This window comes from Salinivibrio sp. ES.052, from assembly GCF_900141775.1.
GTDB lineage: Bacteria > Pseudomonadota > Gammaproteobacteria > Enterobacterales > Vibrionaceae > Salinivibrio.
Map to the genome: position 1 here is coordinate 736,036 of NZ_FSRI01000001.1, position 16,776 is coordinate 752,811.

General features: G+C 47.8%; 15 protein-coding genes. 6 read left to right on the forward strand and 9 right to left on the reverse strand.

The window, feature by feature from the left end; all coding sequences use genetic code 11:
- Nucleotides 1-174 precede the first annotated feature (174 nt).
- The 3 genes from BUQ98_RS03465 to BUQ98_RS03475 all read left to right on the forward strand — a co-directional run bounded on the left by BUQ98_RS03465 (nt 175) and on the right by BUQ98_RS03475 (nt 2,891).
- On the forward strand, nt 175-846 hold the full coding sequence (locus BUQ98_RS03465) for a hypothetical protein (protein ID WP_074212506.1): 672 nt from the start codon (nt 175-177) through the stop codon (nt 844-846).
- Nucleotides 847-908: 62 nt separating this feature from the next.
- The gene (locus BUQ98_RS03470; RefSeq protein ID WP_074212507.1) at nt 909-1,103 is read left to right on the forward strand and encodes a DUF4250 domain-containing protein; all 195 of its coding nucleotides are present in this window, start codon (nt 909-911) and stop codon (nt 1,101-1,103) included.
- Between the two features lie 189 nt (nt 1,104-1,292).
- Nucleotides 1,293-2,891 (forward strand): CHASE domain-containing protein, encoded by a 1,599-nt coding sequence (locus tag BUQ98_RS03475; RefSeq protein WP_175566279.1) that lies wholly within the window; start codon nt 1,293-1,295, stop codon nt 2,889-2,891.
- A 60-nt stretch (nt 2,892-2,951) separates the two neighbouring features.
- Here the strand turns inward: BUQ98_RS03475 and BUQ98_RS03480 are convergent, their stop codons facing one another.
- Nucleotides 2,952-3,455 carry an META domain-containing protein gene (locus BUQ98_RS03480; protein WP_074212508.1) on the reverse strand — a complete coding sequence of 168 codons (504 nt, stop codon included), beginning with the start codon at nt 3,453-3,455 and terminating at the stop codon, nt 2,952-2,954.
- A gap of 588 nt (nt 3,456-4,043) precedes the next feature.
- On the opposite strand from BUQ98_RS03480, the gene folE reads away from it, so the two are divergent.
- Nucleotides 4,044-4,700, forward strand: a complete 657-nt coding sequence (gene folE / locus BUQ98_RS03485; protein WP_074212509.1) for a GTP cyclohydrolase I FolE — start codon at nt 4,044-4,046, stop codon at nt 4,698-4,700.
- Nucleotides 4,701-4,753: 53 nt separating this feature from the next.
- Here the strand turns inward: folE and BUQ98_RS03490 are convergent, their stop codons facing one another.
- From BUQ98_RS03490 to BUQ98_RS03505, 4 genes are all read right to left on the reverse strand, one after another.
- Nucleotides 4,754-6,307, reverse strand: coding sequence for a methyl-accepting chemotaxis protein (locus BUQ98_RS03490; protein WP_074212510.1), 1,554 nt, complete (start codon nt 6,305-6,307; stop codon nt 4,754-4,756).
- Nucleotides 6,308-6,469: 162 nt separating this feature from the next.
- Nucleotides 6,470-7,663 carry an amino acid aminotransferase gene (locus BUQ98_RS03495; RefSeq protein WP_074212511.1) on the reverse strand — a complete coding sequence of 398 codons (1,194 nt, stop codon included), beginning with the start codon at nt 7,661-7,663 and terminating at the stop codon, nt 6,470-6,472.
- Nucleotides 7,664-7,833: 170 nt separating this feature from the next.
- Complete coding sequence (asnS, locus tag BUQ98_RS03500; RefSeq protein WP_074212512.1) at nt 7,834-9,234, reverse strand: asparagine--tRNA ligase; 1,401 nt, start codon at nt 9,232-9,234, stop codon at nt 7,834-7,836.
- Nucleotides 9,235-9,337: 103 nt separating this feature from the next.
- Nucleotides 9,338-10,957, reverse strand: coding sequence for a methyl-accepting chemotaxis protein (locus BUQ98_RS03505; protein WP_074212513.1), 1,620 nt, complete (start codon nt 10,955-10,957; stop codon nt 9,338-9,340).
- Nucleotides 10,958-11,225: 268 nt separating this feature from the next.
- Between BUQ98_RS03505 and queD the strand changes: the two genes are divergently transcribed.
- On the forward strand, nt 11,226-11,594 hold the full coding sequence (queD, locus tag BUQ98_RS03510; protein WP_074212514.1) for a 6-carboxytetrahydropterin synthase QueD: 369 nt from the start codon (nt 11,226-11,228) through the stop codon (nt 11,592-11,594).
- A gap of 67 nt (nt 11,595-11,661) precedes the next feature.
- On the opposite strand, the gene queE is transcribed toward queD, so the two are convergent.
- On the reverse strand, nt 11,662-12,327 hold the full coding sequence (gene queE, locus BUQ98_RS03515; protein ID WP_074212515.1) for a 7-carboxy-7-deazaguanine synthase QueE: 666 nt from the start codon (nt 12,325-12,327) through the stop codon (nt 11,662-11,664).
- 265 nt (nt 12,328-12,592) lie between these two features.
- Between queE and BUQ98_RS03520 the strand changes: the two genes are divergently transcribed.
- Nucleotides 12,593-13,807: a sugar metabolism global transcriptional regulator Mlc gene (locus BUQ98_RS03520; RefSeq protein WP_074212516.1), complete on the forward strand. Its 1,215-nt coding sequence runs from the start codon at nt 12,593-12,595 to the stop codon at nt 13,805-13,807.
- A gap of 99 nt (nt 13,808-13,906) precedes the next feature.
- On the opposite strand, the gene sstT is transcribed toward BUQ98_RS03520, so the two are convergent.
- From sstT to BUQ98_RS03535, 3 genes are all read right to left on the reverse strand, one after another.
- Nucleotides 13,907-15,124 (reverse strand): serine/threonine transporter SstT, encoded by a 1,218-nt coding sequence (gene sstT / locus BUQ98_RS03525; RefSeq protein WP_074212517.1) that lies wholly within the window; start codon nt 15,122-15,124, stop codon nt 13,907-13,909.
- A 306-nt stretch (nt 15,125-15,430) separates the two neighbouring features.
- Complete coding sequence (locus tag BUQ98_RS03530) at nt 15,431-16,102, reverse strand: ChrR family anti-sigma-E factor (RefSeq protein WP_074212518.1); 672 nt, start codon at nt 16,100-16,102, stop codon at nt 15,431-15,433.
- Nucleotides 16,099-16,668, reverse strand: a complete 570-nt coding sequence (locus tag BUQ98_RS03535; RefSeq protein ID WP_139294705.1) for a sigma-70 family RNA polymerase sigma factor — start codon at nt 16,666-16,668, stop codon at nt 16,099-16,101. Before BUQ98_RS03535 ends, BUQ98_RS03530 begins: the two co-directional genes overlap by 4 nt.
- Between the last annotated feature and the right edge of the window lie 108 nt (nt 16,669-16,776).

Below are 16,776 nucleotides of genomic sequence, written 5' to 3' on the forward strand. Positions count from 1 at the left end.
TTGCGCGGTCATGTTACTTTTTTCTTTCATAAGGTTGGTATAAGCGTGCAAACATGCCAGTTTGTTGTGCATTTTGACGGTGTTTAATGCATTCAACGTGATCGATCCGACTTTTCTATGCAATCAACTCGAACATTGACCCTTTATTATTGATATACGTAAGGTACTCTTGCTATGTACGCGTTACTTGTTCCCTCTCTTGTCTCTGCGGTTCTCGGGGCTCAGATTTTGCTTTCGCTAGCGTTATTAAAGGGCGATATATGCCCTGGTCAACGAGGTCGATTTCATCATGCTTTCTGGGTGCCTACCTTCTCTTGGTTGATCTTGGTTCCATCTAGCTTTCTCGCCATCTTACCCTTTTTGTTCCTAGGGATATTTGCGTTTCGATCAAAAACAGGAAAAACGCGTCGATCCGGGCCTATTCCTTTGCTTCATGTCGCAAACTTATTGGGTTTTGTTGCATGGATAACCATACTCTCAACCTATAACGGATGGATGGTTGCGTTGGGCGTGTTACAGCTCATCCTTTTAGGAGCGAGTTTGGGTCATTGTTTGTTGGTACGAGCGCGCTCACGTCTACAAGCATTCGACAGGCTACTGCCATTAGTGAGTGTACTGGCCTTGATGGGTCTGATGGTATTAACGGGGGGAATTGCTGCGGTGAATCAAGCGACAGCGATGAGTCTTAATGCCATTGTTGCGGGGGCAGGTTTCGGCCTGTTGGGTGTCGCAGCGCTCACGTGGCATTTACTCAAACAGACCTCTCCAGTGTTCTGGCGGCTAGTTACAGGCGTCGGGTTTATGCTAATGGCGAATATAAGTCTAACTCGGCTACTTATCGTTTAGTTGGGCAGTTTATTCGTGCGCCTCTATACTCAATTAAGGCTTCAATAAGTGTGAGGTTTTGTATGGATATCCATAATATTAGTCGCCTCGATGGTGCCATATTTTATGGCATTGTTAATGAGAGATTGCGGCTTGAATGCGACAGTTTAGAGGCGCTGATGGCACATCTTGAACTTGACCATGATCAGCTCCAAACGAAATTTGATGATATTGGCTGTGAATACGATCCTCTGACTAATCAGTTGAAACTCAAGTAATTGTGTCAATAACGACTCAGGCTCACTATGCGATGAGTCGCTTTCCCCAGCGTTAAAGTACTGAGATAGCTGTCGAATATTTTGTTAAAAATTTGATCCTTTATTAGCCGGCCCACTACGCTAAAAGGGGAGATGGTATGTCATCTCCCTGTTTTATCATGTGGGACACTTTTCATAAGGACGCTAGCGATGCCGCGACGTGCATGGGGCATAATCGTAATCACTGCACTTATCGGTGTAGGGTTTGCAGCATTAACCGCGCACCTGCTCTATCAAAAGGAGCAGGAGGCAATTCGTAAAGAGCTGCATAAAGATGTCAATAATGCGGCAATGGCGCTCGCGCGAGAGGTAAACTTAGGCCTAGAGTTGCTTTATGCAGTGAAGAACCACTTTGATGCGGGCCATCGACTTGATGCTCGCAATTTTCAACCCCTCACTTCTGGTGTGTTAAAGCGCCATCCAAGCTTTAAGTCGATAGAGTGGGTAGATATCGTTATGCATCATCAGCGTCGGCATTACTCGCAGGGAATGGAAAAAGCGGGTGCTGCGCCATCACGATTTAATATCGTCGAGCTTGATGCCCAGAATCAATTGATCCCCGCGACGCGACGCGATATGTATTTTCCACTCAGATTTACCTCAGGTAAGAATCAAGAGGCTTCGGTCATTGGCTATGATCTTGGTTCCACGCCAATCACACGCCAAGCACTGACCACCAGTTTTAACACTGGTGTTCCTGTAGCAACGCCCGCGACTACGATTGAACGTGCGTATGGTGATGTGCGTGGTTTTTTGCTGATTATGCCAATTTTGCTCGATCCTGACCAGCTGAGTGGAGAAGATACTCAGGACTTACGCGGCTTTTTGGTGGCAGTGATTGATGTGAATACTTTGGTCAATCTTGCGATAGAAACCGTCATTAATGATGGCATTAACTATACCTTGATTGATACAACAGTCCCGAACAATCGTCAGGTGTTGCACACTCAGCGCGTCGAACTGGCTCAAATGACGAATGCTCTCTCACAACAGCCAGCGGAGCCGATCCTCTTTGCGGGGCGAGAGTGGGAGCTGGTGGGATATCCCACCATTAGTTATATGCAAGCCAGACAAAGTTGGATGCCGCTATGGACCTTTATAATAGGAAGTGGGATTTTCTTTGTGATTTGCTACTTGCTATATCGTTTGCAGTCGCGAGCATACAGTATCCAGGTTCAAGTCGAGCAAAAAACGCATGCCTTGAAAGAGGCGAATAGTCGACTTGAATCAATGACCAAATGTGACGGGCTAACGGGGCTGTATAATCGGACGCAGTTTGAACAAGCGTTGGAACGAGAAGTTCAGCGGGCAGTCCGTGATGACTCTCCACTGAGCTTGATGCTAGTGGAGATCCAACATCTTTCAACGTATAACCAACAACAGGGGCGAATAGCCGGTGACCAACTAATCCGCCAAATTGCACAGGTACTTGATGAAATGCTCAAACGTCCTGGAGATCTTGTCTGTCGCTATACCGGTAGCCAATTTATCGCCATTTTACCGCGGACGGAAGGGGCGTCGAGGTTGGGTGAAGAGTGCGTAACGACGGTGAAAAGGTTGCAGGTGCCTTTTGAGGAAGAGCCTGATGACACCGTATCGGTCTTTGTAGGGGGGGTGACGGTGGATAATCAAAAAGAAATGACAGTATCACGCTTGTGTGCCTATGGTGAGATTGCTTTGACACGGGCCAAGTCTGACAATGATACGGGTTGGCATTGGATGGATATCTCTGAAGGCGTTGCCTTGTGAGCAGAGAGCGGTACTAAAAGCACCGCCCTATATTGACAGCATAGTCCATATGCTGACAGGTTAGTTTACCTCGCCTTTGTTAAAACGCGAACCAACAACTGGACTCTTTAGCGTTTTATCCGCAACCGAGTTTGCTACATTGATTTGTGTAAAGACTAACGTATGTGTCTCATTGCGAAGCAACAGGGTATTATCGCGTACTGTCGCGTCGCTCCATTCGCTGAGCACTTGACTCATGGTTTGCTCTAGCTTCATCGAGTCGGATGAACAAGCCATTTTTGTGCTTGCCATACCCGCTATTTTAAAGCGGTTGCTGTTGAGCTCAGCATTACCAAAATATCGGTTACAACCGGTGTAACCACTGACGTCCATATCCTTATTGACTTTTAGTGTTGGGGATCCTTCCGCACTGATAGCCTGCTGATCGATCATGGTAAGCTGCCACTCCTGTGCAACTCCAGATGTTGTCATCTTGTTGCTGGAACCACTACCGGCATAATTGCCGCTACTACATGCGGTTAGTCCGGCAGCGAGCATGACCGCCATCAACACGTGTTTCTTCATAATGACTCCTTAGTCACTAACAGTGGGTTTCAATTCAAGCGTAGCTAAGTAATTAACAAATATGCCAGTAAAAATGTGATTTTATGTCAGGCTATTGTCTTTTTTAGTAGGCGATAAAAAAGCCCCCGGTAGAGGGGGGCAACATATACCATCGCGTGTCTTATTATTATTGAAACTTCATCAGTAAAGCGGAGCGAAATGCTAGCAGGAATGCCTAGTAGGAGAGCGTATACCATGTTTGCGAATATTGACTCGTCAACTTTTTAGTACGATATCTTGAGACGTTATCAAAGAAAAATGACAGTTTAATGTCACCGATATGATGATGCTTTCGCAGCGTGGTGATGATGTTTAGAACATAACGGCATCATCTTACTATGCGGGGTGATCAAGGTAGATGTTCAGTTTACTTGACAGAGTCGCTTTTGAGGTTGTGCAATCCGTCGACAGACAGTAAAACCACAGCGTCCGCGAGGTGTATTTTTCAGTTATTAACGTTATGCTTCTAATTGATGACAACACTGATCCAAAAATAGCGACAGTGTGTAAGTAAAAAGAATGGCTTAGGGCTGACCCAAAAAGGAATCCATCATGGCATTGAGCGATGCTGCAAAAAAAGTTCAGGAAGCGTTGATTGCTCGTGGTATTGAAACCCCAATGACGACGACATCGACAATGTCTTCAGAAGAACGAAAAGAAAAAATCGAGTTTCACATGCGTGAGATTCTGCAGTCGATCGATTTGGACCTTACTGATGATAGTTTGGCGGAAACGCCAGCTCGAATTGCCAAGATGTATGTCGATGAAATTTTCTCAGGCTTGGATTATGCCCATTTCCCCAAAGTGACCATGATTGATAACAAAATGGGGTGTGATGAAATGGTCCGCGTGAAAGATATTTCCGTAACCAGCACCTGTGAGCATCATCTCGTCACCATTGATGGGCGCGCAACCGTGGCCTACCTGCCAGATAATAAAGTTATTGGGTTGTCGAAAATAAATCGGATTGTGCGCTTCTTCGCCCAGCGACCGCAGGTGCAAGAGCGACTCACTCGTCAAATACTCGTTGCGCTACAAACGTTGCTTGAAACCGAAAACGTAGCGGTCCGTATTGAAGCAACCCATTACTGCGTGAAATCTCGCGGGGTAATGGATGCTAACAGTGAAACCACAACCACAGCACTTGGCGGGCAGTTTAAGAAAAATGCTGCGACACGTGCCGAGTTCCTACACGGTATTCAATAGCAAAAAGCGCCCGATGGCGCTTTTTCTCATTGAAGGTGGAAAGATGTTCGCCGTTACTCAAATTGTCTTGCTAGATCGTGGAATTGTCTGACTTTATCGCGAAGCAGGCTGCTTGCTTCAGAAACATCATTGACCTCATTGAGATTTTGTTGTGAGACTGACTCAATGTTATGGATCTCATGACTGATATCCGTAAAGGTCCGTAACTGTGCTTGCGTGGAATGATGGGTTTCCTGGGTTCTTCCCACCACATCGTCGATGGCTGTCGCCACGGCGTGCAAACTCGAAATACTATGATCCGTCGTGTCGACGCACTGCTGGGTTTGTTCATGGCTTTCATGGATCTGATCTTGCCAATGAGAAATCGTGTTGTGCATTTCTTGTATGGAAGTTTGGATCTGCTCGGTGGCACTCTGTGTTCGGCTGGATAATGCACGGACTTCATCGGCCACGACGGCAAATCCTCGGCCTTGCTCTCCTGCTCGAGCGGCTTCAATCGCGGCATTCAAGGCAAGAAGATTCGTTTGTTCAGCAATCCCACTGATTTCACTCATGGATTCCGTCACGCGCTCAGCGGTCACCGAGAGCTGTTGAGTTGCAGAGAGTGAGCTTTCTGAACGATGGGCCAACGTTTTTAGCTGCTCACCCGTCTGTTGCAACAAGGCTTGCGTTTCTTGGCTTCGCTGTTGCACCGAGTGAAGGAGATCCACGCTTTGCTGGGCATTATCTGACACTTTATTCGCGGATTCAGAGGCATGGTCAATATTGCCTGCAATTGACGAGATCTGGTGACTCTGTTTATTGATGGCATCAGAGACGCGTTTCGATAATGCGCTTAGTTCATCCGAAAACTGGTTAAGTGATAAAGAGGCATCTAGCATTCGACCAAGAATCGTACGAATACGCGCATTCAGCAGTTTAACTTTATAATCAGCGACCGAACTGAGTCCTGTCCCAGAATAGACATAGCGGCTAATGCTGTCATAGTCGGATTGAAAGGCGCGGACAAGTGTTGGTAGGGTAAACAGTTCATCACGAAAAAGGGTGCCTAGCACAAATGGCATTGCGATGGCTCCAGCAATATCCCACCCGGAAATAACGCGATCAAACATTAATGAAACCGGTGCAGCCGCTAAGCCTACTACCATGAAAGCGTGCTTGAGAGTGGCTGGTATATCGGCGATCGATAAGCGTTTAAGCGAACTTCCTGACTGCTCTGCGGAACGGAGCTTTTGATAAATTTGCGCTGCCCGGTGTTTGACTTCGGGATCGAGTTTGACGCGCACAGATTGGTAGCCGGTGACTTGGCCGCGATCATAAATGGGAGTGACATACGCATCTACCCAATAATAATCGCCGTTTTTACAACGGTTTTTGACGATGCCTCGCCAGGGTTGATTTGCCTTGAGGTTGCGCCACATATCGGCAAACGCGGCTTTTGGCATATCGGCGTGGCGAATAATATTATGCGGGGCGCCAGTCAGTTCTCCTTCATCAAATCCCGCGATACGAATAAATTCTGGATTGCAGTAGGTAATAACGCCGCGCTTATCAGTGGTTGAGACGAGGCGTTCATCGTCACCAAATATAACTTCATTATTACTCATAGTGGTTTTCTTTTTGGTCACAGGTCATAAAAATCTTATTGTTTTAGTGTAGTGGTTACAGGCTTGCTATTAATATTATTGTTAATAAATTGTTTAGTTATGAAAATTTTCAACAAAAAAAGGGCCTTGCGGCCCTTTGTTTCATTTTTAAGACAGCGACGCTTAGTCTAAAACCTTTGCGATCGCAGTGCAAAGTGGCAACATATTGGTGTGCGTCATACCCGCCACATTGAGGCGACCAGAGCCGACGATATACACGCCGTACTCTGCTTTTAATGCATTCACTTGTTCTTTATTCAGTCCCGAGAAGGAGAACATACCGTTTTGCTGTTCAATGAAGCTGAAATCACGTGAGACGCCTTGTTCTTTCAGTGTTTTGACAAACTCAGTACGCATGGTTTTGATGCGGTCACGCATATCAGCAAGTTCCTGCAACCACTCAGCTTTCAGTGTCGGATCGTTAAGGATCGTGGTCACTACCGCCGCACCGTGTGCAGGTGGGTTAGAGTAAATAACACGTGCGATGGTTTTAACCTGACTAAAGGCCTTGGTTGCTTCTTCTTGGTTACGACCAACTAGCGTGAATGCACCAACCCGTTCGTTATACAAGCCAAAGTTTTTTGAGAACGAGCTTGCGATAAGCAGCTCGGGACATACCTTGGTAAAAATACGTAAGCCGGCGGCATCTTCTTCGACACCGGTGGCAAACCCTTGGTAGGCAAAGTCGAACATTGGCAATAGGCCTTTGCGCTGACATAGCTCAGCGAGCGCTTGCCACTCTTGCTCGGTAGGGTCGATGCCAGTAGGGTTATGGCAGCAGCCGTGGAGCAGCACGACATCACCAGCGCTGGCTTTCTCTAGGTCTGCCACCATCGCCGAAAAGTCTTTATCATTTTTAGCCGCATCGTAATAGCTGTACTCGGCTAAAGAAAGGCCAGCGGCTGTAAATACGCCTTTGTGGTTTGCCCAGGTTGGATTGCTGATCCACACCGTCACCTCGCCAAGGTGACGTTTAATAAACTCACCCGCTAAGCGAAGGGCGCCGGTGCCACCTGGTGAGTGCGCGGTTTGCGCGCGTTTGTCGTTGATAACGTCGGCTTGCTCACCGAACAGCAATTGTTGCACCGCGAGGCCATATTCGGCCGTGCCAGGAATGCTTAAATAGGATTTGGTGCTTTCTCTGTCGAGAAGTAGTGCTTCGGCTTTTTTGACGGAAGGGAGTACCGGTGTCTCACCGTGCTCGTTTTTGTAGACGCCCACCCCGAGATTGATTTTGTCTTCACGTGGGTCAGCTTTATATTCTTCAGTCAGTCCTAGGATAGGATCAGCGGGAGCGGCAGAGATATTCTCAAACATTGGTGTCGTCCATGGTTATGATGAATGAAAGTCAGGCTGGGATCGTTATACCACTTGTTTTCAAGAATAGAAACTGAGTACCAAACGTACCAGCCGAGCCTGAGTGACCCGTTTTACGTGCCAACAGGCAAGAAAAAGGCTGCGTATATGCAGCCTTTGAATTCTTTTTCTTAGAAGCTTGCGTTACGTGGCGAACGTGGGAATGGGATCACGTCACGGATATTGCTCATGCCAGTCACATAAGAGACTAAACGCTCGAAGCCAAGACCGAAGCCAGAGTGTGGGACTGTGCCGTAGCGACGAAGGTCGCGATACCACCAGAAATCATCTTTCTCTAGACCCATTTCTTCGAGGCGTTGATCAAGTACATCAAGGCGCTCTTCACGCTGAGAGCCACCGATGATTTCGCCGATACCCGGTGCGAGTACGTCCATCGCAGCAACGGTCTTACCGTCATCGTTCATACGCATATAAAACGCTTTGATATCTTTTGGATAGTTTTTAACGACAACCGGGGCGTTGAAATGCTCTTCCGCTAGGTAACGCTCGTGCTCAGAGGCTAAGTCGATACCCCATTCAACCGGGAACTCAAACGTTTGGCCGCTATTTTGCAGAATAGTGACTGCATCGGTGTAGTCCACTTGGGCAAAGTCTGCGCTCACGAATTTTTCCAAACGCGTGAGTACGTCCTTGTTGATCCGTTGTTCAAAGAACTGCATGTCATCTTTGCGTTCGTCAAGAACGGCTTTAAAGACATATTTGAGCATTGCTTCTGCGAGTTCAGCAGAATCATCCAGATCGGCAAAGGCCACTTCCGGTTCCACCATCCAAAATTCAGCCAAGTGACGGCTGGTGTTGGAGTTTTCGGCGCGGAAGGTGGGGCCAAAGGTATATACTTTGCTTAGTGCGCAGGCATACGTCTCCGCGTTCAACTGACCGGAGACGGTCAAAAACGCTTCTTTGCCGAAAAAGTCTTGGTCATAGTCGACATCGCCTTGCTCGGTTTTTGGCACGTTTGCCATGTCTAAGGTCGAGACACGGAACATTTCACCGGCACCTTCGCAATCAGACGCGGTGATCAGTGGCGCCGACATCCAGTAATAGCCTTGCTCGTGGAAAAAGCGATGGATGGCTTGTGATAAGGTGTGTCGTACACGTGCAACGGCGCCAATGACGTTAGAGCGAGGGCGCAGGTGAGCCACTTCACGCAAGTACTCGATGGAATGGCGGGTTTTGGCCATGGGGTAAGTATCTGGATCATCGACCCAACCCACCACTTTCACCGCGGTAGCCTGAAGCTCATACGCTTGGCCTTTCCCTGGAGATTCTACGACCTTGCCTGTCACTTCGACAGAACAGCCTGCAGTAAGACGAAGAACGTCTTGCTGATAATTGTCCAGCTCATTAGGGACCACGGCCTGAATGGGGTCAAAACAAGAGCCATCATAGATGGCAAGAAAAGAAATACCGGCTTTGGAATCTCGGCGTGACCGGACCCATCCACGCACAGTCACTTCAGTGTCGACTGCCGCCTTGCCGCGCAGGACGTCTACTACAGGCGCGTATGTCATAATTCGCTTCTATCTCCGTTTAGGGTAATACGGCCAACTGGGTATGACCGCATCAATGATTTTACACATTAGGCTAGCAAGTTTACCTGTATCCTGTATAGCTTCAAGGCTTGAGCGAGTCTGAGAGCTGAAATTGGCCAATTAATCCTTCTAGTTGCTCAACCAGCTGCTCGAGATTAGCACTGATCGCCTTCACTTCGTTGGCATTGGTGGCCGTATCATTCGCGTGGCTTTGAATACGACCGACCTGCGAGAGTAGCGCATCTGTCATGGTGGCTTGGTGATCGCTTTGCTGGCTAATATCGTCAGCGTTATTGTTGACTGTCGTCACCTGTTCAGCAATATGACCTAGCGCTTCGGAAAGTGCCATGACGGTTTCCCCTCGTTGGTTTGCGCTTTTACTAGTCGCTTCAACGGCTTGTGCAGAGGCTTCACTGCCAGAGCACAAATTTTCAATAATGGTTTGAATCTCGCCTGTTGCATCATGACTGCGGCTAGCCAGGTTACGCACCTCTTCCGCGACCACGGCAAAACCACGCCCTTGCTCTCCGGCTCGGGCGGCCTCAATCGCAGCGTTAAGGGCGAGTAAGTTAGTTTGTTCCGCGATTTCACGGATCACGCTGAGGATGGTGGTGACTTGTTGGCTTTGTTGGTTAACATCCAAAATTTGGGTACGTACTTGACCAATATCTTCCACCAACTTGCGAATATCATTGGCGGCGACGTTGGCTAAGTCGCTACCTTGATTGGCGCTATTTGCGGCGGATTCACTGAGTTGAGCGGCCTCTTGCGTTCGGTTTTGGATATCATGTTGGTGCTGTTGGACATTATCGATCGCAGATGACATATCATTGGTTTCGTGGCGCTGGCTATCTGCCAATTGGTCGGTATGGCTAGAAACACGGATCAAGTTCATTGCTTCAGAAGAAAGCGTCTCAGAGGTGCGCTGAACTTGTTGTAAGCTAGCCGAAAAGTTATCGAGCAACTGATCACAGCTATCACACAGTTCACCGATTTCATCGTCGCGCGTATTATTAAGGCGCTCAGCGAGGTTCTTGTCATGACTGGTGCGCTTCATAAAAGCAGATACGCGTTTGAGTGGAGATACAACCCAACGGCGGATGACTGTTAATGAGATCAAAAAGCCAATCACGGCAATGCTTCCCATGATCCCAGCGGTGATAAGCATTTCTTTATCAATGGTGCCATACAGTGGCTCAAGATCGTATTCAAGACGGATCACGCCGAGCACCGTGCCTTCTTCGGCCACATGGCACTGCAGGCAATTAGTACCGCGATAATCACTGCTCGCTTTCATCGGCAGTGCAACCACTAAGCCTTCTCCTGCGTCAGTATCAAAGGTTTCGACAATGGTTTCACCCTTTAAAGCGCGCTGGTCGATATTGTCTTGTGGTGATTGTTCTGGGTTACCTGGACCAAAAAAACGGGTGATCGCGTCACCTCGGATCACGCGGGCCTCATCAATGCCTTTGTGTGAAAGCATTTTTTCTCGCAACGTATTGCGTTGGCTGATGGTCCCAGTGAGCATCAGCATGTTGAGGCTGTCAAAATAGTTAGATGCCTTATCCAGTGTTTGTTCACTGACGATAGAGGTCATTAAAGCTTTTTGTTGATGCGACTGGTATGCCAGCGATGTGGCGAGCACGAGAGCGAAAACAAGGAAAAGAGCAAGAAGAATTTTGCTCGCAAGAGTCATGCGCATGAGTCAACCATTTGTTATTAAGTTATAGGATTGTCAATTATAGTCTGTAGCCACTATGTTAAACCCAGAGTGCGGCAGTGCGTGAATCCCCATATAAAATGTGTGATTTCATCGACGTAAATCATCTTATTAATGAGACACACTACAGTGTGGCAGCCCAATTTGGGGAGGAGGAGATAAACCGTGTGCTCAACACAATGAATGCGATTGAGTCGACAGATGAATTTAAGTAGCATGCGGCCTCTTGTTGTTGTTGGAATAGAGCAAAATGACCACTGAGTTGTTTAAAGAGTTTACCTTTGAAGCGGCACACCACCTACCGAATGTTCCAGAAGGGCATAAATGTGGTCGTTTGCATGGGCATTCATTTACAGTGCGTTTATACGTAGAAGGCGAGGTCGATCCGCATACCGGATGGGTCGTTGATTTTGCCGAAATTAAAGCGGCGTTCAAGCCAATTTATCATCGCCTTGACCACTATTACCTTAATGACATTGAGGGGCTGGAGAACCCGACTAGCGAAGTGCTTGCACAGTGGATTTGGCAACAGGTTAAGCCGGAATTACCTTTGCTGAGTAAAGTGATGGTGAAAGAAACATGCACAGCGGGTTGTACGTATTACGGCAATGGCGAATAGCTGTCAATTATCGCGACCGAATGCGCCGAGATGAGCTCGGCGCAATGCATAGTCCTTCCTACGGCTCTTAGGCAATCGAAAGATATTTATGGGTTTGTATCGAGAGCCGCCATCCACGAGTAATACAGGTCTCAATGCATAACTGGGTCGCACGTGCTTTTTGACTCACCGGTTGCAGTGCGATCGTCGTTGCGTTTGAGGGAGGACAAGCCGCCAGCAAAGCATCCAGTTGGTCAATATCTTTTTCTGTTCCTACCGGATGTTTCACTTCATCGGCCCGCGCCATCGCCTCTACTAGCACTGGCAGCTTACCGCGCATATTAATTTTAGGGGAAACAGTGACCCAGGTATTTACAGAGGTATGTACCGGATAGGTACCGCTGGTTTCTATCTGGCATTGACAACCTACGTTTTCTAGAGTCGTGGTGAGCGGCCGCAAGTCATAAATACAAGGCTCTCCGCCTGTAATGACAATATGACGCGCGTGATATCGGCTCATAATCTCGGTAGTGATGGCGTCTTCATCCAGCCAACACCAAGCGGGGGAGTCTTCAGACTTATCGATAATAAAAATCTTATCTTTTTGATCGTTATCATCAGTTTCCCAGGTTTGCTTGGTATCGCACCAGGCGCAGCCGACCGGGCATCCTTGTAAGCGAATGAACACAGAGGGCACGCCTGTGAAAGTGCCTTCGCCCTGAATCGTTTCAAATATTTCGTTGACTCGGTACATGGTGATTTGCAGCGATAGGTAATGAGCCGGCCATTATGCCAACGAATACGACAGAGGTCTTGTTTTTTACCTCGTGATTAGGTGTTACACAGCGTTACCGTTTAAGCGGGTTTTGTGAGTTTGTACGCGATTTCATTCATATAAAGTGACCGACATCACGTGCTAGCAGCGAATGACTTCACAATTAGTTCGCGAAGTAAAAAAATTCATGTAGATAGGCGGTGACAGGTTTTATCGCCATAGCCAAGCAGCAGTGGGAAAGGGCATGATTATTGGGCAACCGGGACATATCGATCATATAAAGCGCAAGAACGCGGGGACGATTTATAACTTAATCGACCGCTTCGAGCCTATTTCGCGGATCGAGCTCTCGAAACGTAGCCAACTGGCACCGGCCAGTATTACCAAAATTGTGCGCGAACTGATGGACGCCCACCTTGTTAAAGAGACCCATATTCAGGGTACCAGTATGCGTGGTCGCCCGGCTGTTGGTTTGGTGCTCGATAACGAGGGGTGGCAGTTTTTATCCATGCGTCTCGGGCGGGGTTATCTCACGATGGCATTGCACTCATTAAGCAGTGACATATTGATTCAAGAGCGACATGAATTAACGGTGATGGCACAAGATGCGCTCCTGACAACGGTCGTTGAATACGTGAAATCCTTCTTTTCTCGTCACCAAGAGACCGTTGACCGAGTCACCAGCATCGCGGTGTCTTTGCCTGGCTTGGTCAACAGTGCCCAAGGCACAGTGATCCAAATGCCACACTTTGATGTTGACCATATGCCTTTGGGGCCGGTGTTACATCGTGAGACAGGGCTGCCGGTGTTTGTTGGCAATGATACGCGTTCATGGGCACTGGCCGAAAAGTTGTTTGGTAACGCAAAGGAAGTGGATAGCGCGGTGTTGGTTGCTGTTCATAATGGTGTAGGGGCAGGGATCATGCTGGAGGGCAAAGTTCTTCAAGGACGCGTTGGCAATGTGGGCGAGCTAGGGCACATCCAAATTAAGCCTTTCGGTAAACGCTGCTTTTGCGGAAATTATGGCTGCCTTGAAACGGTAGCAAGCCTGTCTGCCGTGTATGAACAGGTTCAGACGCTGCTCAACGAGGGCCACCCGAGTCAGCTGCATGGCAAACCGTTAACCATCGAAGGAATTTGTGACGCTGCTGTAGCAGGCGATGGATTGGCACATCAAGTGATCACTGAGCTTGGCCATCACTTGGGGACAGCGATTGCTATCGTGGTGAATTTATTTAATCCAGAAAAAATATTGTTTGGTGGTGAGTTTAATCGCGCTAAACCTGTGCTTTACCCTGCGATGATGGAGTGTTTAAAAACGCAAACTATTCCTTTGTATAGTCAGCATTTAACTCTGGAAGAAAGCTATTTTTATACGCAAGCGACTATGCCAGGGGCGGCGATGGTGAAGCAAGCGATGTATGACGGTAATTTATTAATGAAAGTACTGGAAGGCTAGTCGCTAACGGAGTGTATTAGAAGCGCTTGAAGTGACGAAGACAGTAAAACAAAAAGCAGGTGGATATCCACCTGCTTTTTTTTGTTTAGAGGTCGCGGCTTAATTGCTTTTGCGCTCTTCACCTAAGCATGCTGCTGCGGTGAAGACGACGTCTGTTGAGCTGTTTAGCCCCGTTTCGGCTGAATCTTGTAAGACGCCGATGGTGAAGCCAATCCCAACCACTTGCATAGCAATCTCTTGTGGGATACCAAACAAGTTACAAGCTAGAGGGATCAACAGCAGTGAACCACCGGCCACCCCTGATGCACCACAAGCAGATACAGCGGCAACAATACTCAATAGGATTGCCGTTGCAATATCGACTTGGATCCCAAGTGTGTGAACAGCCGCCAGGGTTAAAACCGTAATCGTGATAGCTGCACCACCCATATTAATGGTTGCACCAAGTGGAATAGAAACCGAATAGGTGTCTTCATCAAGATCGAGGCGACGGCACAGTTGCATATTCACCGGGATGTTAGCTGCTGAACTACGGGTAAAGAAGGCGGTTAAGCCACTTTCACGCAGGCAGCGGAAAACAAGAGGGTATGGATTTTGACGCGTTTTGTAAAAAACGATCAACGGATTCACGACTAAAGCGATGGTTGCCATGCTGCCGAGTAGTACCCCAAGTAGGTGCAAATACCCCATGAGGGCATCAAAGCCACTTTTAGCTAACGTGCTTGCCACTAAGCCAAAAATACCTAAAGGAGCAAAACGGATCACAAAGCGCACGATCATCGATACCCCCTCGGACACATCCGAGAAGACACGTTTTGTCTCGTTAGAGGCATGATGCAGGGCAATTCCCAAGCCGATAGCCCAAGCTAAGATGCCAATATAGTTCCCGTTCATCAATGCATTTACGGGGTTATCTACAATGTTGAAAAGTAGGGTGCTTAATACTTGGCTGATCCCTTCTGGCGGTGTAATGCTAGCATCAGTAGCTGCAAACTCTAGCGTGGTTGGGAATAAAAAGCTCATCGTTACCGCCGTCAGCGACGCTGCGAGCGTACCGATAAGATAGAGGCCGATGATTGGGCGCATATTCGCACGCTGGCCTTGTTTCTGGTTAGCGATGGAAGCAGCAACTAAAACGAAAACCAAAATGGGTGCGACTGCTTTCAAAGCGCTGACGAACAGTTGCCCGAGCAATCCGGCGGTACCGGCCAGTTCGGGTGATAGATAGGCTAAAACGCCACCGGCAAGGATACCGATGAGGATTTGAAGTACCAACGAGTTGCCTCGGCTGACACTGGCGAGTTGTGTTTGACTCATGTGATTCTCACTTCACTGTGTTTATTATCAATGGCTGTTAATGAATCGTTAGAAGTGACGAATTAAACCAGTTTGATTCACCCTCTGTAAAGGGATAATTACTACTTTGCACTAGTTATGTAGGACTGAGCCGGAGAGTTGTCATTAAGTAAAGGTTTACCAGGTGTAATTATTCTGTTATCGCGACGAGATTAATGGCGATAACGGGGGACATAGCCGAGTAAATGCACGCATTCCTTTGCCTCTATAGCATAAAAAAAGGCGGCTTCGCAGCCGCCAGAAGGATAACAACTAACACAGAAACCTTTAATAAATCGCATGTCCCACGGTATTTAGCAATTTGCTCATACCTTTCGTGAAATAAAGGGGGGCGTTGGCCACCGTATAGCACAGACAACCTTCTTTTGTCTGTGGAGTATGATGGTGTCGGTTGTCTAACAAGATAAAGTCACCGGGTACGTACCGGCCACTTTCGTCTTCAAACGTTCCATCCAACAACAATGTTAATTCATAGCCTTTGTGGGTATGAGCGGGCACTGACCCGCCTTCATCGATATGAAGGAAGCTTGCTCGTGTTGCTCCCTCGTCAAGGTTCAGCCGTGCTCTTTGCACTTTACCGAAGGACGCCCAAGTCGATGTTCCAAAACGTTGCAATGCACGAGGTAGTGCGTAGGTTTTGTCACCCACGGTGATCTGAGATGACCGTGGCTCACTTTGCGTCATCACTTTATTATCGTTAGCTGCGGTATCTGCAAAGATCGCAGCAAGCATCTCGTGCTCAGCATCCTCATTCCACTCTGAGGGCACTGCGTCATCATTAAACGCATTCGCGGCTAATTTATCTTCCGCAACGGCAACATAGACTTGGCATTCCTGGCAGAGCTCGACATGAGCTGACAACGCAATCGCCATCGAGGTAGGCAGTTCGCCTGCAGCAAACGCATCAAGTAAATCGGTCGATGGGTGATATTTAATCATTGTTTAACCTCCAGGTGATTGCGAAGCTTTTCTAAACCTAAGCGCAATCGGGATTTTACGGTGCCAAGTGGCACGTTCAACTGTTCGGACAGCTCTTGGTGAGTCAGTTGCTTGAGATAAACACCTCTTACTACCTGCTGCTGTACTTCCGGTAATTCGTCAATGAACGTTAACAATTCCTGATCCATCATGTACTGAGCGCCGGGATCAACATCATTATCTTGTTGCCCTGATTCAAGAACTGGCCATATATCATCACTAAAGTTGTCTTCACGATTCGACTGAACCTTACGCAACATATCAAAACTGATATTACGCATGATGGTAAACACCCAAGTGGTCGCCGCACCCTTTTCAGCATTATACAAATGTGCTTTGCGCCAGATAACCAACATGGTTTCTTGGACTAACTCCATCGCTTGACCGTCAGCTCTTAGGTGTTTTGACCCATAAGAACGAATTTTGGGTCCAAAGAACCGAAACAAACGTTCAAAAGCCGCACGATCACGCTCTTCAGCAACTTTTAGTAATAACCCTGACAACTCTTCTTTCGTCACGTCAGTCATGCTGGCACGCGTATCCCGTCTGGAAATAGTGGTCTCAGTATACATGGTTTGTGGCGCAGTCATAGTTGAGTCCTATCTGTCTTAGCCGTCCATTTCATACCCAGTACG

Coding starts and splice junctions, on each gene's coding strand:
- BUQ98_RS03530 (WP_074212518.1), bottom strand. CDS start 16,102: ATGATTAAATATCACCCATCGACCGATTTACTTGATGCGTTTGCTGCA.
- BUQ98_RS03490 (WP_074212510.1), bottom strand. CDS start 6,307: ATGAGTAATAATGAAGTTATATTTGGTGACGATGAACGCCTCGTCTCA.
- BUQ98_RS03535 (WP_139294705.1), bottom strand. CDS start 16,668: ATGACTGACGTGACGAAAGAAGAGTTGTCAGGGTTATTACTAAAAGTT.
- BUQ98_RS03495 (WP_074212511.1), bottom strand. CDS start 7,663: ATGTTTGAGAATATCTCTGCCGCTCCCGCTGATCCTATCCTAGGACTG.
- queE (WP_074212515.1), bottom strand. CDS start 12,327: ATGTACCGAGTCAACGAAATATTTGAAACGATTCAGGGCGAAGGCACT.
- sstT (WP_074212517.1), bottom strand. CDS start 15,124: ATGAGTCAAACACAACTCGCCAGTGTCAGCCGAGGCAACTCGTTGGTA.
- asnS (WP_074212512.1), bottom strand. CDS start 9,234: ATGACATACGCGCCTGTAGTAGACGTCCTGCGCGGCAAGGCGGCAGTC.
- BUQ98_RS03470 (WP_074212507.1), top strand. CDS start 909: ATGGATATCCATAATATTAGTCGCCTCGATGGTGCCATATTTTATGGC.
- BUQ98_RS03475 (WP_175566279.1), top strand. CDS start 1,293: ATGCCGCGACGTGCATGGGGCATAATCGTAATCACTGCACTTATCGGT.
- BUQ98_RS03505 (WP_074212513.1), bottom strand. CDS start 10,957: ATGCGCATGACTCTTGCGAGCAAAATTCTTCTTGCTCTTTTCCTTGTT.
- queD (WP_074212514.1), top strand. CDS start 11,226: ATGACCACTGAGTTGTTTAAAGAGTTTACCTTTGAAGCGGCACACCAC.
- BUQ98_RS03520 (WP_074212516.1), top strand. CDS start 12,593: ATGATTATTGGGCAACCGGGACATATCGATCATATAAAGCGCAAGAAC.
- BUQ98_RS03480 (WP_074212508.1), bottom strand. CDS start 3,455: ATGAAGAAACACGTGTTGATGGCGGTCATGCTCGCTGCCGGACTAACC.
- BUQ98_RS03465 (WP_074212506.1), top strand. CDS start 175: ATGTACGCGTTACTTGTTCCCTCTCTTGTCTCTGCGGTTCTCGGGGCT.